The 21,009-nt window shown below is 35.8% G+C and carries 19 protein-coding genes and 1 other RNA gene; 13 read left to right on the top strand and 7 right to left on the bottom strand.

Going from position 1 to position 21,009, the window contains the following annotated elements; genetic code table 11:
* Positions 1–36: 36 nt before the first annotated feature.
* The 6 genes from proP to glnL all read right to left on the bottom strand — a co-directional run bounded on the left by proP (position 37) and on the right by glnL (position 7,198).
* The gene (proP, locus tag AC1MPL_RS07635; protein WP_479765185.1) at positions 37–1,515 is read right to left on the bottom strand and encodes a glycine betaine/L-proline transporter ProP; all 1,479 of its coding nucleotides are present in this window, start codon (positions 1,513–1,515) and stop codon (positions 37–39) included.
* Between the two features lie 404 nt (positions 1,516–1,919).
* The gene (argF, locus tag AC1MPL_RS07640; RefSeq protein ID WP_479765186.1) at positions 1,920–2,834 is read right to left on the bottom strand and encodes an ornithine carbamoyltransferase; all 915 of its coding nucleotides are present in this window, start codon (positions 2,832–2,834) and stop codon (positions 1,920–1,922) included.
* 103 nt (positions 2,835–2,937) lie between these two features.
* Positions 2,938–3,591, bottom strand: coding sequence for a TetR/AcrR family transcriptional regulator (locus AC1MPL_RS07645; RefSeq protein ID WP_479765187.1), 654 nt, complete (start codon positions 3,589–3,591; stop codon positions 2,938–2,940).
* A gap of 112 nt (positions 3,592–3,703) precedes the next feature.
* Positions 3,704–4,516, bottom strand: coding sequence for a hypothetical protein (locus AC1MPL_RS07650; protein WP_479765188.1), 813 nt, complete (start codon positions 4,514–4,516; stop codon positions 3,704–3,706).
* Between the two features lie 107 nt (positions 4,517–4,623).
* On the bottom strand, positions 4,624–6,096 hold the full coding sequence (gene glnG / locus AC1MPL_RS07655) for a nitrogen regulation protein NR(I) (RefSeq protein ID WP_479765189.1): 1,473 nt from the start codon (positions 6,094–6,096) through the stop codon (positions 4,624–4,626).
* A 1-nt stretch (position 6,097) separates the two neighbouring features.
* Entirely contained in the window at positions 6,098–7,198 is a 1,101-nt protein-coding gene (gene glnL, locus AC1MPL_RS07660) for a nitrogen regulation protein NR(II) (protein WP_479765190.1), read from the bottom strand.
* Between the two features lie 352 nt (positions 7,199–7,550).
* Here glnL and rimO point away from each other — a divergent pair, with 352 nt between their 5' ends.
* The 12 genes from rimO (at position 7,551) to lpxA (ending at position 19,778) form a co-directional block, all read left to right on the top strand.
* Positions 7,551–8,894 (top strand): 30S ribosomal protein S12 methylthiotransferase RimO, encoded by a 1,344-nt coding sequence (gene rimO, locus AC1MPL_RS07665; protein WP_479765191.1) that lies wholly within the window; start codon positions 7,551–7,553, stop codon positions 8,892–8,894.
* Between the two features lie 30 nt (positions 8,895–8,924).
* Positions 8,925–9,653 carry a UMP kinase gene (gene pyrH / locus AC1MPL_RS07670; RefSeq protein WP_023271957.1) on the top strand — a complete coding sequence of 243 codons (729 nt, stop codon included), beginning with the start codon at positions 8,925–8,927 and terminating at the stop codon, positions 9,651–9,653.
* 75 nt (positions 9,654–9,728) lie between these two features.
* Entirely contained in the window at positions 9,729–10,283 is a 555-nt protein-coding gene (frr, locus tag AC1MPL_RS07675; protein ID WP_479765192.1) for a ribosome recycling factor, read from the top strand.
* A gap of 3 nt (positions 10,284–10,286) precedes the next feature.
* Positions 10,287–11,036, top strand: coding sequence for a polyprenyl diphosphate synthase (gene uppS / locus AC1MPL_RS07680; protein ID WP_479765193.1), 750 nt, complete (start codon positions 10,287–10,289; stop codon positions 11,034–11,036).
* Between the two features lie 3 nt (positions 11,037–11,039).
* The gene (locus AC1MPL_RS07685; protein WP_479765194.1) at positions 11,040–11,864 is read left to right on the top strand and encodes a phosphatidate cytidylyltransferase; all 825 of its coding nucleotides are present in this window, start codon (positions 11,040–11,042) and stop codon (positions 11,862–11,864) included.
* Positions 11,864–13,063, top strand: coding sequence for a 1-deoxy-D-xylulose-5-phosphate reductoisomerase (gene ispC, locus AC1MPL_RS07690; protein WP_479765195.1), 1,200 nt, complete (start codon positions 11,864–11,866; stop codon positions 13,061–13,063). The genes AC1MPL_RS07685 and ispC overlap by 1 nt, the downstream gene beginning before the upstream one ends.
* A 3-nt stretch (positions 13,064–13,066) precedes the next feature.
* Complete coding sequence (rseP, locus tag AC1MPL_RS07695; protein WP_479765196.1) at positions 13,067–14,422, top strand: RIP metalloprotease RseP; 1,356 nt, start codon at positions 13,067–13,069, stop codon at positions 14,420–14,422.
* 40 nt (positions 14,423–14,462) lie between these two features.
* Positions 14,463–16,895 (top strand): outer membrane protein assembly factor BamA, encoded by a 2,433-nt coding sequence (gene bamA / locus AC1MPL_RS07700; RefSeq protein ID WP_479765197.1) that lies wholly within the window; start codon positions 14,463–14,465, stop codon positions 16,893–16,895.
* A gap of 43 nt (positions 16,896–16,938) precedes the next feature.
* The gene (locus AC1MPL_RS07705) at positions 16,939–17,427 is read left to right on the top strand and encodes an OmpH/Skp family outer membrane protein (protein ID WP_479765198.1); all 489 of its coding nucleotides are present in this window, start codon (positions 16,939–16,941) and stop codon (positions 17,425–17,427) included.
* Positions 17,428–17,430: 3 nt separating this feature from the next.
* Positions 17,431–18,501, top strand: coding sequence for a UDP-3-O-(3-hydroxymyristoyl)glucosamine N-acyltransferase (gene lpxD, locus AC1MPL_RS07710; RefSeq protein WP_479765199.1), 1,071 nt, complete (start codon positions 17,431–17,433; stop codon positions 18,499–18,501).
* A gap of 1 nt (position 18,502) precedes the next feature.
* On the top strand, positions 18,503–18,982 hold the full coding sequence (gene fabZ, locus AC1MPL_RS07715) for a 3-hydroxyacyl-ACP dehydratase FabZ (protein ID WP_479765200.1): 480 nt from the start codon (positions 18,503–18,505) through the stop codon (positions 18,980–18,982).
* Positions 18,983–18,989: 7 nt separating this feature from the next.
* Positions 18,990–19,778: an acyl-ACP--UDP-N-acetylglucosamine O-acyltransferase gene (lpxA, locus tag AC1MPL_RS07720; protein WP_479765201.1), complete on the top strand. Its 789-nt coding sequence runs from the start codon at positions 18,990–18,992 to the stop codon at positions 19,776–19,778.
* Positions 19,779–19,831: 53 nt separating this feature from the next.
* On the opposite strand, the gene AC1MPL_RS07725 is transcribed toward lpxA, so the two are convergent.
* Positions 19,832–20,695 carry a YbgF trimerization domain-containing protein gene (locus AC1MPL_RS07725; protein WP_479765202.1) on the bottom strand — a complete coding sequence of 288 codons (864 nt, stop codon included), beginning with the start codon at positions 20,693–20,695 and terminating at the stop codon, positions 19,832–19,834.
* A gap of 214 nt (positions 20,696–20,909) precedes the next feature.
* On the opposite strand from AC1MPL_RS07725, the gene ffs reads away from it, so the two are divergent.
* Positions 20,910–21,006: signal recognition particle sRNA small type (ffs, locus tag AC1MPL_RS07730), an RNA gene on the top strand.
* Positions 21,007–21,009: the final 3 nt, after the last annotated feature.

Below are 21,009 nucleotides of genomic sequence, written 5' to 3' on the forward strand. Positions count from 1 at the left end.
AAAGGCCGTCATTTGACGGCCTTTTTTATCGGTTTATTAATCAATTTCTGGGTGTTTGTCTGCTAAATTTTGACGTTTCTTCTGTAATGCCAGAATTTTTTCGTCAATTTTTTCAATACGTTCTTCAATCGTACCGTGGAACTCTTCTAAAAGTTCAGCAGCTTCTTCTTCACTTGTTGCGAGTGGAGCAGCACCAAATAAAGGTTTATTTGCTGTTTCTTTAAGGTTAATTGCAGTAATAATACCAACTACACCAAATACCATGAGGTAGAATGCTGGAATCATTAAATTACCACTTGCTTCAACAAGTGTTGCAGTAAGTGTTGGTGTTAAACCTGCAATAACAATAGATATGTTGAATGCAATTGCGAGTGCACTAAAACGAATAGCTGTAGGGAATAGAGCAGGAAGCGTTGATGCCATTACTCCGATAAGCATATTTAGTGCAAGTGCTAAGATAATTAAGCCTGAGAAAATTAATGAAGATTCATGAGAATCTAATAATTTAAATGCAGGGTAAGATAAGAAGATTAAAGCAAGACTGCCGATAAAGATAAATGGACGGCGTCCCCACTTGTCACTTAACCAACCAATAAGAGGCTGTACAAACAACATACCAATCATTACAGCAATAATAATTAAATTACCTTGAGCTTCATCGTAATGAAGGTTGTGTGTAAAGTAACTTGGTAGGTAAGTAAGTACCATGTAGTACGTAACATTTGTACATAGAACAAGACCAATACAAAGAAGTAAGCTGCGCTTATGAGTAGCGAGTAGCTCTTTAAATGAAAACTTCTTCTGCTTTTGGTCCGATTCACTATGTTGTTGGTAGGCTGGAGTCTCTTCTAATGCATGACGTAAGTACATGCCTACTAAACCAAGTGGAAGAGATATGATAAATGGAATACGCCAACCCCAATCATTAAATTTCTCAGCACCCATGACTATCGTTAGTAGAGATACTGTGCCTGCACCCAGTAAGAAACCTGCAATTGAGCCGAAATCCAGCCAGCTGCCCATAAAGCCACGTTTACGGTCAGGGGCATACTCCGCAACAAAAATTACAGCACCAGAGTATTCGCCGCCAACAGAAATACCTTGTAATACTTTGATTACAAGTAGTAGTATTGGAGCCCAAATACCAATGGTTTCGTAGCCTGGCAATAGACCAATTGCACAGGTACTTAGAGTCATTAGGATAATAGTTGTTGATAAGACTTTCTGACGACCATATTTGTCGCCTAATCTACCAAAAATTATACCGCCTAGAGGTCTGAACAGGAATGGTACAGAGAATGTTGCAAGAGCTGCAATTAATTGAATACTAGGGCTTGCATGGGGGAAAAAGACTTTACCTAAAATGTATGCAACATACCCATATACACCAAAGTCAAACCATTCAATGGCATTACCTAAAGCTGCCGCAATGATTGCCTGTTTAGATTTTGATTGATCGACAATACTAATATCATCAATATCTACAGGCCTGTTTTTCTTTCTAAATCCACGCATGTAATTATTCCAAGTTTACTGTGAGAATTGTTTATAATTGCTTTAATTTTGAGTAATTTTTCACTCTAAACATTAAGCTAAAAACAATTCAATTGAAAGATGAAGATTTTCACATGACAAGAGAAAATAGGTGCATTTGAAACCGAAGTTAGCATGTATTTTTTCTTAGCACGTTAAAAAGCGAAAAAAATTCAAGAACTTATAATTCTACAAAAAAGATCTTCTTATAATGTTTGAACTTTATGTGTTTACTGTGGTAATAATGTTTTTTTTTGTATATTTGTTTGATTTTTGTATAATTTATTTATATAATTGTTATGAACTTAGTGCTACCTTGGTTTTAAGGTCATTAAGTACTCTTAATATAAAATTATCAAGAGTACTTTAGTCTAATGGGTTATAACTTATTTAAAGTTCTCATTAAGTAAGAACTCCATCAGTGCTTTTTGTGCATGTAAGCGATTTTCTGCTTCATCCCAAACAACAGAGCTCTTATGGTCTAACATGGTTTCAGAAATTTCTTCGCCTCTGTGAGCAGGTAGGCAGTGCATAAATAAGCATTCAGGTTTTGCAATCTCTAACAGTTTTTCATTGACTTGATAGTTAGCAAAAGCTTTCTCTCGAATTTTTTGCTCTTCTTCTTGTCCCATAGATGCCCAAACGTCTGTAACAATAAGGTCAGCATTAGTAGCTGCCTGTTCAGCAGAATCTACAAGTTCAACACAATGAGAGAAATCGGTTAAAAATTCAGATTTAGGCTCATAGCCTTTTGGTGAAGCAATTTTTAATTTGAAACCCCACATATGTGCAGCTTCTATGTAAGAGTTACACATATTGTTTCCATCACCAATCCAAGCAACAGTTTTTCCTTTAATGCTTCCACGATGTTCTACAAAAGTTTGTATATCGGCAAGGAGTTGGCAAGGGTGATGATCATCTGTTAGTGCATTAATGACAGGTACTTTAGAATAAGATGCAAAACGCTCAACAATGTCATGTCCGAAAGTACGTATCATTACAATATCTAGCATGCTCGATATGACACGTGCTGAGTCTTCGATGGGTTCTCCACGTCCAAGCTGAGTATCTCTTGACGATAGGAAAATGGCACTGCCCCCAAATTGACTCATACCCGCCTCAAAAGAAACACGAGTACGCGTACTCGATTTCTCAAAGATCATACCAAGTACCTTGCCTTTAAAAGGTTGGTAGACTTGATTGGCATGTTGTATTTTTTTTAGCTCCTGCGCGCGTTCAATAATTTGTTCTAGCTCTGCAGAAGATAAGTCACGTAAAGTTAAGAAATGACGTAGAGCCATGATTACTCCACATAACTACACTTGTTTATAGTAAATGTAGTTATGTTATTGTGTGTTAAAAGAAAAGGTGATCTTTGAATATATACTAAATGCTTATAAAAACTCAAAAACTTTCTTTATATTCATGCGATTTTAAAAACAGGTTTATATAGTATTCAATATATTGATCTAATTCTTCTGATGTTTCATGGATTGGCGCGCCAATAATTATTTTCCATTTAAAATTCCATAAGCAGCCCAAGAAAGTTTGAGCAGAAGCTGTTGGATGGTCACATACGATGAGACCTTGCTGAGTTGCTCTTTTTAAATACTCAGATATATTGTTTAGTATTTTTTCTGGTCCACGTGTATATAAATATGTTGCAAGCTCGGGGTTATGTTTTGTTCTTTCTAGCATTAAGCGAAAGAATTTTGAATTATTAGGTTTTACAAGATGGCGATGAAAATTTTTTAAAATGGTTGCCAAAAAGGTTTTAATGTCTAATCCTTCGTTATCGGTATTCATATAAATTTCTTTCAGAAAAATATCTCGACGATGATCGCAAATGGCAGTGAAAAGTCTTTCTTTGTTGCCAAAAAACTTATACAAGGATGCTTTTGACCCGCCAGCATGTTGTACGATGTCATCTAGTGAAACCGAATCAAAGCCTTTCTCCATAAAGAGATCCGTTGCTGTTTCTAAGAAAGCAGTGCAGCGTTCTTGGCCTCGTTTTGTATGAGGTTGCTCATTGAAATAGCATTCTTTAGGGTCTGACATAATAAAATGGAAAATAGTTAGACATACTGTATTGGTTGCTAATTATAGCAAACTCTGTCGAGATAAAATGTGCTATTCATATGAGTAGTTGGTTTACAGTGTAAATGGTTGTTTAGAAATTAATCTTTAAGTGTGTGTCTGTTCCCATAATTTTATTTAAAACAGTAATTTCTATATCAGATAAGGGGGTGTTTTCCTCTAGTTTATGGGTAATAGATAAAATAGTTTCACCATCTAAAATATTTCCTTCAGTACATAAAATTTGTCCAAATGAGTCTAGGGAAGATATGTTTTTTTCGGTTTGGAAAGAGTAGATATACCAGTTTTTTGCAAGTTCTAGTTGGTTTATATGCTGATTTAATTTTGCAAAATAGTGAGCTGAAGACTCGATTTCTAAATGGCAGGCTTGGGTTAGATACTTTTCAGCTTTTGTGTATTGTTTCAATAAAATATATGTTTGTCCCAGAGGAATAAGAGCATCATTATGATTGCATAATATTGCTTGTTGTAGGTAGGTAATTGCTTGATTGAGCTGATACTCATACAGGAAAATTTTACCAATTAATACGAGTGCTAAGCTATTACCTAAATCAATAGAGCACTGAAGATAATGTTTTGCAAGTGTGTAATTGTGGCGGTCAAACTCAATTTGACCTAAGTGATAAAATGAGAGGTCGTCGTTGTGCTGTGCTGCTTGCATATACCAATGATATGAAAGTGTTGGATTACCTTTGTAATGGAAAAGGTGACCAAAGCCCCTCATCCAACGTGTGTCTTTATTTGAAATTGATTGTATTTTTTTTAAATTTTCTTCAGCATCGTTAAAAGAACTATTTTGAATGAGAATACATGCTTGATTATAAAGCTTCTGAATATCTAACTCTTGCTTTTTTATAATTTGTTTAAAATTTTGAAATGCACCCATGAGTAACTTGCCATTGCAAATGATAATTATTACTATTTATATCAGTTTTTATATGGTGAATCTAGGGTACTTACAGTTGATTTGTAAGTACCCATATTTTTAGTTATTTAACAGATGTTTTCTTCATCTTCATCAGATGTTTCCATACCTAGCTCTTTAAGTTTACGAGTAAGTGTATTTCTACCCCAACCTAGAAGTTCGGCAGCATGGCGTTTTCTTCCTTTAGTTTGACTAAGTGCTGAATTAATCAGTGTTTTTTCAAAAATTGGCACAGCGATATCTAAGATTTTCATTTCGCCATGGTTAAGTTGTTCTAAAGCCCATTGGCTTAAAAGGTCCTCCCAATTTTTGTTATTTAAGTCTACGAGATTTTCATTGGATTCTGGAGAGTGGATATTTGTTTTTGGCAGTTTTTGCTTTAACTCACTTGGTAGATCATCAGGATATACTTCGCGCCCTGTAATCATAACTGTAAGCCAACGACAAATATTTTCGAGCTGTCTGACATTTCCAGGCCAGCTAAGCTTTTGCATATAAGAAATTGTTTCGGAACGAAGAATTTTCGGGCTTACGCTCAGTTCTTTTCCTGCTTGAATCAGAAAGTGTTGTGCAAGCATGGGAATATCTTCGCTACGGTGTGCAAGTTTGGGTATGTGTATGCGAATTACATTCAAACGATGGTATAAGTCTTCGCGAAATCGACCATCTTTGACTAACTTTTCTAAATTTTGGTGTGTTGCAGCAACAATACGTACATCTACTCTAACAGGAATATGCCCACCGACACGGTAAAACTCTCCATCAGCCAAGACACGTAAAAGTCGAGTCTGTGTTTCAAATGGCATGTCACCAATTTCATCTAAGAATAGTGTTCCACCATTTGCTTGTTCAAAACGTCCTTGGCGCTGGGTATTGGCACCTGTAAAAGCTCCTTTTTCATGACCAAAAAGCTCTGTTTCAATAAGATCTTTTGGAATCGCTGCCATATTAAGTGCAATAAAAGGCTTTACTTTACGAGGTGAGTGGCGATGTAGAGCATGTGCAACGAGCTCTTTCCCTGTCCCTGATTCGCCATTGATTAGTACGGTAATATGCGATTGTGAAAGTCTGCCAATGGCTCTAAAAACTTCCTGCATTGCCGGCGATTCACCAATAATTTCGGTCGATTGTAATGGCGAACTCGCTTTTATTGTTTCCTGATTTTGAATTTTCTCAAGATGTAGTATTGCACGGTTAACTAGGGCTAAAGCTTCATCAATATCGAAAGGTTTTGGTAAGTACTCAAAAGCACCTGTTTGATAACTTGATACTGCTGACTCAAGGTCTGAATGGGCGGTCATAATAATGACAGGAAGCTCTGGGTGACTATTTTTTACTTTTCCTAAAAAAGTTAAACCATCAATGCCAGGCATACGTATGTCTGTGAGAATGACGTCGGGAAGGTTTATAAGTAAGTGGTCTAAAGCGCTTTGAGCATCTTCAAAACTGGTGACATCGAAACCTTCTTCTTTGAAAGTTTTTTCTAAAACCCAACGCATCGCACGATCATCGTCAATGACCCAAATTTTTTTCTGTGTCATGTTATGACTCCCAAGGTAAATATAGACTAAAGGTTGTTTTGCCAACAATAGATTGGCAGTCAATCATGCCGTTATGTTGGTGCATAATGTTTTGTGCAATACTAAGACCAAGACCTGTACCATTCGCTCTTTTGGTTACAAGTGGATAAAAAACAGATTCTAAAATATCTTCAGGAATGCCTGGACCATTATCTTCAATATCGATACGTATAGCCGACCTATGTAAAACACTATTAATAGTGACGAGTCTTTGTATACGGGTTCTGAATATTATCGTTGGCATTATTTCTTGGGCTTGAAAAAAGCTTTTATTTTCTAGAATTGCTTGCACGGCGTTAATACTGATATTAAGTATGACTTGAATAAGTTGGTCACGATCTGCTTTTACACTCGGCAAAGACAGGTCGTAGTCACGAATAATTTTCACTTTCTTTTTTGTTTGATTGTTTATAAGTGATCGTACTCTTTCAATAGGCTCGTGAATATTTACATCGATATAGCTTGGAAGTTGTCTAGAACCAAGCATGGTATCGGCAAGAACTCTCAATCTGTCTACTTCACTAATAATAATATCTGTAAACTCTTGATATTTATTATCTTTTAAACTTCTTGCAAGGAGTTGGGTTGCACCTCTTATTCCACCAAGTGGATTTTTAATTTCATGTGCAACGCCACGAATTAGTTGGCGTGTGACTTGATGTTGTTGAATAAGGTTTTCGTCTTTTGTGATTTTTAGTATTCGTTCAATTGGCGTAAGTTCAATAATTAAAAAAGGTGGAGTATTTTTAGAAGATTGTACTTGAGAAACTGAGTAGTCGACATGTATATCATTGAAATTTACATTAATAATCGCTTCTCTACGTGTATATGCCTGTCCTTGTAATAGTGTCTTTGTAAGAGCATCTCTGGTATTAAATAGGTCTGTAGGTGTTTCTAAAAGTTGCACTACAGACATACCTGATGCTCGCAATAGACTGATGTCGAACAATGCTTCACATGAAGAATTTAAGTAAAATATATTTAGATTATCGTCAACAAGTAATACGGCTGTTGTAAGGCTATCTACAAGCATTCGGTAGTCAATAACTTGCGTACTGTTCATGTTTAATAATCCTGATTATAAATGGTGCGTATTACCATGTAGACTTGCTTTTATCTCTATTGTGGAATACTAAATAATTGATTTAATGAATATGTTAATGCAATATTTGAGCCAACTTTTTGTGGTTATAAATGAATTTTTAGTGCAATAATAATATGAATAATATTCGTTTAGTGCACAAATAGAGGAGCATTAACTCTGAGTATTTTACTATGCACAATATTGGTGCGATATATTTTTTGTACAAAATTTTGTAATATTTTAGTGCAATTCAAAATCTATAGTTTTTAAACCTATGCTTATGACATGAAAAGTCATACAATACGTGCATTCTAGTGGAGTGCAGAGTTTCATGAAGTCCCCCAAAGTCGGTTTTGTTTCTTTAGGTTGTCCTAAGGCATTGGTAGATTCTGAGCGTATTTTAACCCAGTTGCGTACTGAAGGTTATCAAGTAGCATCAGATTATGATGGTGCTGATTTAGTTGTTGTAAATACTTGTGGATTCATTGAGTCAGCAGTACAAGAGTCGTTAGATGCAATTGGTGAAGCCATGAGCGAAAATGGCCGAGTAATTGTTACAGGGTGCTTAGGTAAAGATGAAGATAAAATTCGTCAGATGCATCCAAATGTACTCAAAGTGACAGGTGCTGCAGCTTATCAGGATGTAATGGAAGCTGTACATGAATATGTTCCTGCACCACCAAAGCATAATCCTTTTATTGACCTTGTTCCAGAACAGGGTATTCGCTTAACCCCTAAACATTATGCATACCTTAAAATATCTGAAGGATGTAACCATCGTTGTACTTTTTGTATTATTCCAAGTATGCGTGGCGACCTAGTGTCTAGACCAGTAGGTTCTGTCTTAGAAGAAGCAGCAGCTTTAAAACGATCTGGTGTAAAAGAAGTTCTAGTAATCTCACAAGATACATCTGCGTATGGTGTAGATACAAAATACAAGCTTGATTTTTGGAATGGTCAGCCCGTAAAAACAAAATTTTATGATATGTGTGAGGCTTTAGGTCAACTTGGAATATGGGTTAGATTACATTATGTATATCCATATCCACATGTCGATGCTGTAATTGATTTGATGGCAGCTGGTAAGATCCTTCCATATCTTGACATTCCTTTTCAGCATGCAAGTCCACGCATATTAAAGTTAATGAAGCGTCCTGCGCATAGTGAAAATACATTAGAACGTTTGAAAGTATGGCGTGAGAAATGTCCTGAGCTTGTTATTCGCTCAACATTTGTTGTAGGTTTTCCTGGTGAGACAGAAGAAGATTTTCAAATGCTTCTAGATTGGTTGAAAGTGGCTCAATTAGACCGCGTCGGTTGCTTCACATATTCACCAGTAGAAGGTGCTACTGCAAATGATCTACCAGATCATGTGCCTGAAGAAATAAAACAAGACCGTTATGAACGTTTTATGCAGGTTCAACAAGAAATTTCAGCGGCAAAACTACAACAACGCGTTGGTCAGCAAATGACGGTGTTAGTAGATAGTTTAGAAGAAGATTATCCTGTTGCTGTTGCACGTTCATATGCAGATGCACCAGAAATTGATGGTAATGTTTTTGTCGAAGACATAGATAAGAGTCAGGTAAAAGTTGGCGATTGGCTAAAAGTCGAAATTACAGCAGCAGATGAATATGATTTATTTGCAAAGCTAATTGAGATTCAAAAGAACTAGTACAAAATTCATGAGTTTGGGAGAAGTATAGTGGCAGATACAAATAGTCCGCGTTATTCGCGAATCTTATTAAAACTTTCAGGTGAAGCATTGTCAGGCAATCGTGATATGGGGATTGATGCTCAAGTGCTTGATCAAATGTCACTCTCGATTGCACATTTAGTTGGTTTAGGTGTTCAAGTTGGTATTGTTGTTGGTGGTGGAAATTTATATCGTGGTAGCCAATTACAGAAAGACGGACTTGTTGGACGTGTAACAGGCGATCAGATGGGAATGCTAGCGACCGTAATGAATGGTTTGGCATTACGTGATGCACTTGTTCGCCGTAATATTAAGACACGCTTAATGTCTGCATTGTCTATTGGTACGGTTGTTGAGCCATACTCAAGCCGTGATGCGATTCGTCATCTAAATAATGGTGAAGTCTGTGTATTTGTTGCAGGAACAGGAAATCCTTTCTTTACAACAGATACAGCAGCATGTCTTCGTGGGATTGAGATTGAAGCTAATCTAATTCTAAAAGCAACGAAAGTTGATGGTGTATATAATAAAGATCCAAGTAAATATGATGATGCTGTGAAGTATGATCACCTTACTTTTGATCAAGTGCTTGATGAAAAGCTTGGTGTAATGGATTTAACGGCAATTTGTTTGTGCCGTGATCATAGTGCACAACTACATGTATTTGATATGAATAAATCAGGTGCACTACTTTCTGTTGTTATGGGTGAAAAAGAGGGTACTCACGTTACGAAATAATGTACGTGCGGTCAAAAGCTCTTTATACTAATATTAATTTTAGTTTTATATTTTAAATAGTTTAAGGAAGATCATATGATTAACGATCTTAAAAAAGATAGCGAACAACGTATGCAGAAGTCTATTGAAGCTTTGGAGCAAGGTTTTGCTAAAGTACGTACAGGTCGCGCGCACCCATCTATTTTAAATAGTGTAATGGTATCTTACTATGGTTCAGATGTTCCTTTAAACCAAGTTGCTAACGTAGTTGCTGAAGATTCACGTACGCTTTTGGTACAGCCTTTTGAGCGTCAAATGGTCTCTACAATTGATAAAGCAATTCGTGAAAGCGATCTTGGCTTAAACCCAATTACAGCAGATGCTATTCGTGTGCCATTACCAGCGCTTACTGAAGAAACGCGTCGTGATATGCAAAAGGTTGCACGTAGTGAAGCTGAAGGTGCAAAAGTTGCGATACGTAATATCCGTCGTGATGTACTTGGTGATGTAAAAGCATTATTAAAAGAAAAAGAAATTTCTGAAGATGATGAGCGCCGTGCAGGTGACGATATTCAAAAGATCACAGATAAATATGTTGCTGAAGTTGATAAGCGCCTAGCAGATAAAGAAGCTGAATTATTGAAGGTTTAATGAATGACAACGCTTGAAGACATTCATTTACCTCAACATGTTGCCATCATTATGGATGGCAACAATCGTTTTGCTAAAAAAAATCATTTACCTAAAGGCGATGGCCATAAAGAAGGTAAAACAATTTTAGATCCAATTGTTGAATATTGTCGTAAAGTTGGTGTTCAAGCGCTCACGGTTTTTGCCTTTTCAAGTGAAAACTGGAAAAGACCTCAGGCTGAAGTCGACTTGCTTATGTTTTTGCTTGAGCAAACAATTCATGAGCAAATTCCTCGAATGATTAAATTTGAGATTTCTTTGCGTTTCATTGGTGATAGGTCTTATTTATCGCCACACTTACAGGCACTTTTTGCAGAAGCTGAAGAAAGAACTGCACATTTCACTAAAATGACCTTATCTATTGCGATTAGCTATGGTGGCCATTGGGATATTGCAGATAGTGCTAAAAGAATAGCGCAAGATGTTCTGAATAAAAAAGTGAGTGTCGATCAAATTGATGCTGACTTATTTGGTCAGTATGTTTCGTTGGGAAATTTACCACCTGTTGACTTGTTAATTCGAACAGGCGGGGATTATCGTATTTCTAATTTCTTACTCTGGCAGTTGGCTTATGCCGAATTGTATTTTACAAAGGTATTGTGGCCAGAGTTTAATGTTCAAGAGTTACAAAAGGCTTTTGATGTGTTTTCAGAGAGAGAGCGCAGATTTGGTAAAACTTCTGAACAAATCCAACAAGATAAAATTGAGAATTAATTCATGTTTGAGCGGATAAAAACCGCATTGGTCTTGGTTGCTGTTGTTTTGAGTTGTATGTTTGCAACCTCATCCCATTATCCGATGCTTGCTTTAATGTTAATTGCGGCGTCAGTTGGTGGGTATGAATGGTGTAAGTTTATGCCTAAGCATCAGCAAAAAGACAATTCTATTTTTACCTACTGTTATGCAGTCGGTATGTTGCTAGTAGCAGGTCTAACACTTTATTTTAGAGATATTGCTTTTCTCTTATGGTGTCTTGCCGTTTGTATCTGGTTATTAAGCATTTATTGTATAAAAAATTATCCTAAATTTGATGGTTGGTATAATAAAGGATTAAATATTGTTGGTTTTGTACTTATTTCTGCTGCAGTAACATCAATTTACTATGTTTGGCTGAATTCTCCTTGGTGGTTAATGTATTTGTTCCTTCTAGTATGGGGAGCAGATAGCGGTGCATATTTTGTTGGTCGTAAACTTGGACACCGTAAAATGGTGCCGAATGTTAGCCCAAATAAGTCAGTTGAAGGACTCATTGGTGGAATTTGTACCTCAGTCATCATTGTAATGATTGTTCAATTGCATTATTTACATTTAAGTTTACGAGATCATATTTTATTTCTTTTACTTTCAGTTGTTACAGTACTTGGCTCTGTTTTGGGCGATTTATTTGAGTCAATGATAAAGCGTCGTGTTGGTGTAAAAGATTCTGGGACAATTTTACCAGGCCACGGCGGTGTTCTAGACCGCATAGATTCATTACTAGCAGCTGCACCTATTTTTGCAGTGGGCGTGTATTTGTTAAAGCTTATTGGGGTTGATTTGTAATGAAACAATCAGTTTGTATATTAGGCGCAACAGGCTCTATAGGTCAGAGTACATTAAAAGTGATTGAAAAAAACTCAAATAAATATGAGGTTTTTGCAGTTACTGCATATAACCAAATGCATAATTTAGTCGATATATGTAAGAAATTTTCACCTAAAGTTGCAGTTGTACCTGAAGCTAAAAAATCTGAGTTATACCAATTATTAAAGCTGCATCAGTTAGACAATATAGAAATTCTTACAGGGGAAGAAGGATTAATAAAAGTAGCCTCACATAGCAATGTAGATATTGTTATGGCTGCCATCGTTGGTGCTGCAGGTTTAATACCAACACTTTCAGCGGTTAAAGCAGGTAAGCGAGTTCTTTTAGCGAATAAAGAAGCATTGGTAATGTCTGGTGATATTATGATGCAAGAAGCAAAAAACAATAATGCGCTCTTGCTACCAGTAGACTCCGAACATAATGCAATTTTTCAATGCTTACCTGAAACATATATGAGTGTTGAAAATAATAATGGTGAACCTAAACTGGGTATCTCACGTATTTTATTAACTGCTTCGGGTGGCCCATTTTTAAATACACCATTTGCTGAGTTATCAACTGTTACACCTGTTCAGGCTTGCAAACATCCTAATTGGTCTATGGGACAAAAAATTTCTATAGACTCAGCAACGTTAATGAATAAAGGTCTGGAATTAATAGAGGCATGTCATTTATTTGCAATTTCAGAACAGTTTGTTACAGTGGTTGTGCATCCTCAAAGTATTATTCATTCTATGGTTCAATATATTGATGGTTCTACTATTGCACAAATGGGAAACCCAGATATGTGTACACCAATTGCACATGCATTAGCATGGCCTAAAAGGATAGATGCAGGTGTTCCACCTTTAGATTTATTTGTGAATAATAAACTAGATTTTCAAGCACCAGATATAAAAAAATTTCCAGCATTAAGACTTGCTCGTGAGTCTATGCAAGCAGGTGGTTTGGCGCCTGCAATACTAAATGCAGCGAACGAAATCGCAGTGGATGCATTTTTAAAAGATAGAATTAGTTTTACAAATATTTCGAATGTAGTAGAGCAGACACTCAGCTCGTTAGAAAATTCTCAAGCTGATTCACTAGAAATTATTTTAGATGCCGATAATCGTGCGCGTGATATTGCACAATCATATGTTAAAAAAATGGGAAAATAAGTAGTGAATGTGGTTTTTATTGTTTTAGCAGCAATTCTTCTTTTAGGACCACTCATTGCAATTCATGAATTTGGTCATTATTGGGCAGCTAGACGTTTAGGCGTTAAAGTTTTGGTTTATTCCATTGGTTTTGGGCCAACATTATTTAAGTGGACATCAAAAAAAACTAAAATTGAATATAAACTATCTGCACTTCCTCTAGGTGGTTATGTAAAAATGCTAGATGAGAGAGAGGGGCAGGTTTCTACAGAGGATTTACCATACGCATTTAATAGGCAGTCTCCTTGGAAGCGTATAGCGATTGTTTTAGCTGGACCACTCATTAATTTAATTTTTGCAATTTTACTATTTTGGGTGTTATTTTTACCTACACAAGAACAGCTAAATACTAAAATAGGTAAAGTAATTCCAAATACATCAGCTGCTATTGCTGGTCTGATGGCTGGCGATCAAATTGTTTCTGTAGATGGAGCAGCAGTATCGACATGGGAAGGATTGAATTTTGCACTTGTACGTCGTGCAGGTGAAAATGGCACAATACAAATTCAGGCCGAACACAATGGTAAATTAAAATTATATAACTTATCTATTTCACATTTTCTACAAAATCAATCTGTATCATCCATAGAAACTTTAGGTTTTCTACCATATAGACCAAAAATTGATCCAATTATTTCTAGTCTTAGTGAAGGTGGAGCAGCAAAACTTCAAGGAATGCAAGTGAATGATCGCATAGTATCTATTGATCATACACTTACGCCAGACTGGTTTGATGTTGTTGATATTGTTAAAAAATCACCTGAAAAATTATTAGATATTCAAGTGTTACGTCAAGGTAGTCTTCTTAACTTACAGGTTATGCCTCAAGGTAAAAGAGATGATATGGGTAATGTGGTTGGTATGCTTGGTGTTCAAAGTCATATAGGGAAATTAATAATTCCTGATGACTATAAGCAGGTTATAAAATACACGCCTGTGCAAGCGTTTACGAAAGCAATAAATAAAACGACAGAAATATCAGGCATGATGCTTAATTCTGTTGTAAAAATGATTCGTGGTTTAATTGGCCTAGAAAACTTGTCTGGCCCGATTACAATTGCTAAGGTAGCAGGACAAAGTGCTGAAATGGGATGGCAAACATTTATCTCATTTATGGCGTTAATGAGTGTTAGTTTAGGTGTTTTAAATTTATTACCTATACCAATGCTTGATGGCGGGCATTTAGTTTATTATTTTATAGAAGCAATTAGAGGCAAACCTGTTTCAGAACAAGTACAGTTAATCGGTCTTAAAATCGGTATGGTGTTGCTTGGTAGCATGATGATCCTTGCTTTATTTAATGATTTTATGCGTTTATAACAGGATTAACAAATATTCAACTTAGTGGAAAAAAATAGGCATGCGTCACACACATCTTTTTATGCCTTTGGCACTTATTAGTGCAATGGCGGCAGTACAACAAGTTTATGCAGCAGATGGCTTTATTGCACGTGATATAAAGTTTGATGGTCTAGTACGCTTGATACCTGCCAATGTATCTAGTATGTTGCCGATTAAAAGCGGTGATCGTGTTAATGAAGCAACTTTAAACAGTGCAATACATACTTTATATGACACAGGGCTTTTTGATGATATAAAAGCAGTGCAACAAAACGATGGGACTTTACTATTCAAAGTTGCTGAGCGACCAGTTATTGCTAAGGTTGACTTTAAGGGGAATAAGCTTATTCCTAAAGAGGCTTTACAAGATGGTCTGAAGAAAATGGGACTTGCAGAGGGCGAAGTCTTAAAACCATCTCTATTACAAAATATTGAAACTGAGTTAGAACAGCAATATATACAACAAGGTCGTTATAATGCGAAAGTAACGATTGACCGTACAGCAAGACCAAATAATCGTGTAGATTTAACTTTAAACTTTATTGAAGGTAAAGCTGCTAAAGTTGTTGAAGTGAATGTTGTTGGTAATAAGGTTTTTAGCGATGACGATGTTAAGCAAGCATTTGCATTAAAAGAGAGTGCTTGGTATTCAATTTTAACAAGAAATGATCATTTTGCTCGAGAAAGAATGACAGCAAGTTTAGATGCATTACGAGCACTTTACTTAAATAATGGATACGTTAACTTTGAAGTCAATTCATCAGATTTAAATATTAATGATGATAAACAAAAGATTTTTGTAAATGTATCTATTACTGAGGGTCAGCAATTTAAAGTTGGGACAACAAAGTTTTTAGGTGATACATTATTTAAGCCTGAAGAATTGAAAACATTGCAAGTATACAAAGAGGGTGAAGTATACTCACAAGAAAAAATTGATGCTGTTAAAAATCTATTACTCAAAAAATATGGCAATGCCGGGTATTATTTTGCACAAGTAAATGTTGTGCCACAAATTGATAATGATAACAAAGTTGTGAATGTTGTTTACTATATTAATCCAGGGCAACAAGTAACAATTCGTCGTATTAATTTTATGGGTAATACAAAAACAGCTGATACTGTTTTACGTCGTGAAATGAGACAAATGGAAGGTGCTCTTGCAAGTAATGAAAAAATAGACCTTTCAAAGCTACGTTTACAAAGAACTGGATACTTTAAAACCGTAGATATTAAGCCTGTACGTATTCCTAATGTTCCTGATCAAGTTGATTTAGATGTAAATGTTGAAGAGCAGCATTCAGGTACAAGTACGCTTGCGATTGGCTACTCACAAAGTGGTGGTATTACTTATCAAGCAGGTATTAGTCAGTCTAACTTTCTTGGTACAGGTAATAGTGTTGGGCTGGACTTTACAAAGTCTTCATACTCTACATACTATAATCTTTCGGTTACAGACCCATACTTCACGATTGACGGTATAAGTGCTGGTTACAACGTATACTATCGTGAAACAAAACCTTATGAAGACTATCATGTAAGTGACTACTACTCTAAAGCTGTTGGTGCAAGTGCGAGTCTTTCATATCCAATTGACGAAAATCAAAGTATTAGTGGTTCTCTTGGTTTAGAAAATAATAAAGTTACTACTGATATTTACGGCTCTACAGCATATGGAGCTTATTTGAAAAATCATGGTGGTAGCGAAAGTACTGACTCTACAACGGGTGTTTCTATTTACTCTGGAACATACCTAAACTATTTAGCAAATTTAGGTTGGTCATTTAATACATTGGATCGTCCAATGTTTCCAACTTCAGGTCAATTGCACGCAATTAACTTAGAAGTTGCTTTACCAGGTAGTGATTCTGAATACCAAAAACTTACATATAGCGGTCAAGTCTTTTTCCCTATAGGAAAAGGCTTTGGTGCACGTGCATATGGTAAAGTAGGTTATGGTCATGACTTACCATTCTGGAAAAACTTTTATGCTGGCGGCTGGGGATCAGTACGTGGATATGAAGATAATACTTTAGGTCCTCGCTATCCTGGTGAGTATTATAGTAAAACAAAAACTTCTGATTCTAATAAAGATCCAATTGGTGGTAATGCACTTGTACAATTTGGTTCTGAATTAATTCTTCCAGTTCCATCAAAAGGTGATTGGGCACAAAATGTAAGACCTGTTCTCTTTGTTGAGGGGGGGCAAACATTTGATACTGAATGTAAGAATACATCAGATTTTTATGATGGAACAACAAGCGTAAATGGCAAACAATATTGTAAAGATAACTATGGTTTTGATCTAAGCAATTTGCGTTATAGCGCAGGTATTGGACTAACATGGAATACAATGATTGGACCACTTTCCATTAGTTATGCTTATCCATTGAATAAAAAAGATGGTGATAATACGCAAAATGTACAATTCCAAATTGGTCGTACTTTCTAAGAAGTACGCCTATTTTATAATTTAACTTTAAAAGGAAATACAAATGAAAAAATTAGTGACTGCTTTTTTAATGGCAAGTAGTACGGTTGCAACAATGGCAAATGCTGCGGGTTATGGTGTTGTGGATATGCAACGTGTTGTAGATAATAGTAACTATCTGAAACAACAAAACACTTCACTTCAACAATCAGTGAAACCAAGTACAGCACGTGCCGAGCAATTAAATAAAGAAATTCAAGATTTACAAGAAAAAGCAGCGAATGCAAAGCCAGCAGAAGTACAACAGTTGAAAGCTCAGTATGAGTCAAAGGTTAATGAAATTAACTCACTTGAGCAGAGTATCCAGCAAAAAGTACAAGCGACATCACAAAGTACAAGCCAAACATTTACTTCTCGTGTGCAACAGGCAGCTGAGCAATTACGTAAAGATGGTAATTTAGATGTTGTTTTAAATAAAAATGCTGCACTTGCATATGACAATAACAACGATTTAACTGATAAAATGATTCAAAAGGTTAATGCAATTAGATAATCAATGAATCAAAAGCAATATCAATTACAACAACTAGCTCATCTTGTTCAAGGTGAGTTAGTTGGCGAACCAGAGTTTATCGTCAATGGGTTATCAAGTTTAGAGCTTGCAAATGAAAATAATATTTCTTTTGTGAATGGCGATAAATATTTAGAGCAAGCAAAAACTTCGAAAGCAGGTGTACTTATTATTACATCTGAGTTAAAAGATAAGCTTTCTCATATTTCTAACTTTATTATTGTACAAAATCCCTATCTTGCATTTGCTACACTAACACATGCCTTCGAGTTAAAGAAAAATAATGTAGGGATAGAAAATACTGCCAAAATTCATCCATCTGCAATTATTTCAGATACAGCGTATATTGGTCATTATGTGGTTATTGAGGAGAATTGCGTCGTTGGTGATGCAACAGTTATTGAGTCGCATACTAAGTTAGATGTAGGTGTGGAAGTTGGTAAGAACTGTTTTATTGACTCTCATGTGATTTTAACAGGATTCTCTAAAGTTGGTAATGATGTACGTATTCATGCGAATACAGTGATTGGTGGAGAAGGGTTTGGATTTGCACCATATCAAGGGACATGGCATAGAATTGCACAACTTGGGTCTGTTCACATTGGTAATAGAGTCAGAATTGGGTCAAATTGCAGTATAGATCGTGGTGCGTTAGATGATACAATTTTAAGTGATGGAGTCATTATTGATAACCTTGTGCAAATTGCACATAATGTTCAAGTTGGTGAAAATACTGCTATTGCGGCGAAAACAGGTATTGCTGGAAGTACTATAATTGGCAAAAATTGTATATTTGCAGGCGCTTGTGGTATTGCAGGGCACATCAAAATTGCAGATAATGTGACATTAACTGGAATGTCAATGGTCACAAAAAGCATTTTTGAGGCAGGAACATATTCATCAGGAACTGGATTATTTGAAAGTGGGCAGTGGCGTAGAACAATTGTTAGATTAAGACAATTAGCAGATGTGCCATTGACTAAAGTAATCAAACGATTAGATCATATACAGACTCAAATTGAGTCTATTGAATCAACTTTAAAGATGCGTAAGTAATATGGTCACAGAATCTCAAACAACAAGTCAAAATAAACCTGAATTGCCAATGAATATTCAGCAAATTCGTGAATATTTACCACATCGTTATCCATTTCTATTGGTCGATCGTGTTGTTGAAATTACTGATAATGGTATTGTTGGCTATAAAAATGTTTCAATTAATGAAGAGTTTTTACAAGGTCATTTTCCTGAATATCCAATTATGCCTGGTGTTCTAATTATTGAGGCCTTGGCACAGATTTCAGGTATTTTAGGTTTTGTAATGAATGATGTGAAGCCAGCGCCAGGTTCACTCTTTCTTTTTGCGGGTGCAGAAAAAATTCGATTTAAAAAGCAAGTGGTTGCTGGTGACCAATTAGTTCTTAAGTCAGAGCTTGTAATGCAAAAGCGTGGTATCTATAAGTATAGCTGTACAGCATCTGTAGATGGCGTTGTTGCAACAACAGCTGAAATTATTATCTCTCATCAGAAAATATAGAGCAGGCATGAGCAATACTGAATATATTCACCCCACCGCTATAATTGATTCATCTGCTGTAATTTCAGCAGATGTTAAAATAGGACCATATTGTATTATTGGTCCTCATGTTACAATTGGTTCGGGAACAAAGCTTCACTCACATGTTGTTGTTGGCGGGTATACTCGTATTGGTTCCTATAATGAAATTTTTCAATTTGCAAGTGTTGGCGAAGTTTGTCAAGACCTAAAATATAAAGGTGAAGAAACTTGGTTGGAAATTGGTGATCATAATATCATTCGTGAACACTCAAGTCTGCACCGTGGAACTATACAAGATCAAAGTTTGACAAAAATAGGTAGTCATAACTTACTTATGGTAAATACCCATATTGCGCATGATTGTCAGGTTGGCGACCATAATATATTTGCCAACAATGTTGGCGTTGCTGGTCATGTTCATATTGGCGATTATGTTGTGATTGGTGGTAACTCAGGTATTCATCAATTTTGTAAGATAGACTCGTATAGTATGATAGGTGCATCATCACTTATTCTAAAGGATATTCCTGCATATATGATGGTTTCTGGAAACCCCGCACATGCATTTGGATTAAATTTAGAAGGCATGAGACGTCGTGGTTGGTCTAAAGAAGTTATAAGTGGTTTGCGTAATTGCTTTAAACTAATTTATAAAGATGGGCTTACTACCAAAGAAGCAATTGATGCAATTCGTGAAACAATTCTACCAAATGTAAAAGAAGCTCAGCTATTATTAGATTCTTTAGAGCAGTCTAAGCGTGGAATTATAAGATAACACTTATATAAAGTAAAAAAAGCTAAACTATGATCTAGTTTAGCTTTTTTTGTTTACGATTTTAAATAGCCTGCTTCTTTGGACTTTGGATACTTTGTTACTATTTGCTGTTTATATAGTTTTGCAGAAACAGCATTATGATCTACTTCTTTAGCAATACTATAGAGTTGATACAGCGCTCTGGATGCCTTCTCTGACTGAGGGTATTGTTTTGCAACTATTTCATAGTTTTGCTTAGCTGTTGCATAGTTAGCAGGTTCTATAGCTAGATTAAACTCTGCTAGCCAAAAATGAGCATTAGCAATATATACACTATTTGGATAGTTTTTAATGAACTTCTCCATAGGAGAAATGGCTTGTTTTGCTCCACCTTGTTTATATGCTGTTAATGCAAGAGTATATGCATCTTTTTCACTCATTAGTTTTTCTTGATTATCTGTATTTATATCAGTTTTTTTTTGTGGTGTGCTATTGCTTTTTGATTGTGAATTAGGGGTTTTACTCTGATCTTGTGTAGTTGGTTCTGAAGCACTACTATCTGTTGGAGCTGGTTCTGAAGCTGCTGCTTTCTCATCGGCATCTAAACGCTGCTCGACAATTTGTAAGCGTTGGTCTAGGTTGGAATAATGACTATCAAGATCTTTTTTTAATTGTTGTATAGTGTGCTCATCTTCTTCTAAAGCCCCTCTTAATCTTCTAACCTCCTCATCAAGCTTTTGATTCTGTTGCATGAGTTGCCAATTCAAATTTGCAGGAATAGCTATATTTTCTGGGGTAGTAGATGAATCTGATATATTTTGTGTTTGTGCTGTAGAGGTAGCTACCTGACTTAAGCTTACACTTTCGATAGGTGCTGCATAAACTAAAGATGTGAATATTAAAGGAAGAAGACTATAACTATATTTAGAAAAATTCATATTAAGACCCAAAAAAGACTTAGGTATATTTATCAATTTTATAAGATATAAAGCAATAAGTATTTACAAACTTTCAGCATTTTTATGATAGTGGTTTAAAAGTAAGCACTTGATTTTATTTTTTATTATATTTGTTTTATTAATAATCAATATGTTTGGAGTGTACTTGCATGTAAGCTAAAAATCACTATACTAGTCCTTGTGATGGTGATCCTACTGGTTATCTCGCAATTGTACTCTGTGAACCCCGCCAGGACCGGAAGGTAGCAACGGTAGCAGATCTGCAATGTGCCGAGTTTTTGCTAGTAGGATTA

It is taken from the genome of Acinetobacter sp. N1-1, assembly GCF_056711485.1.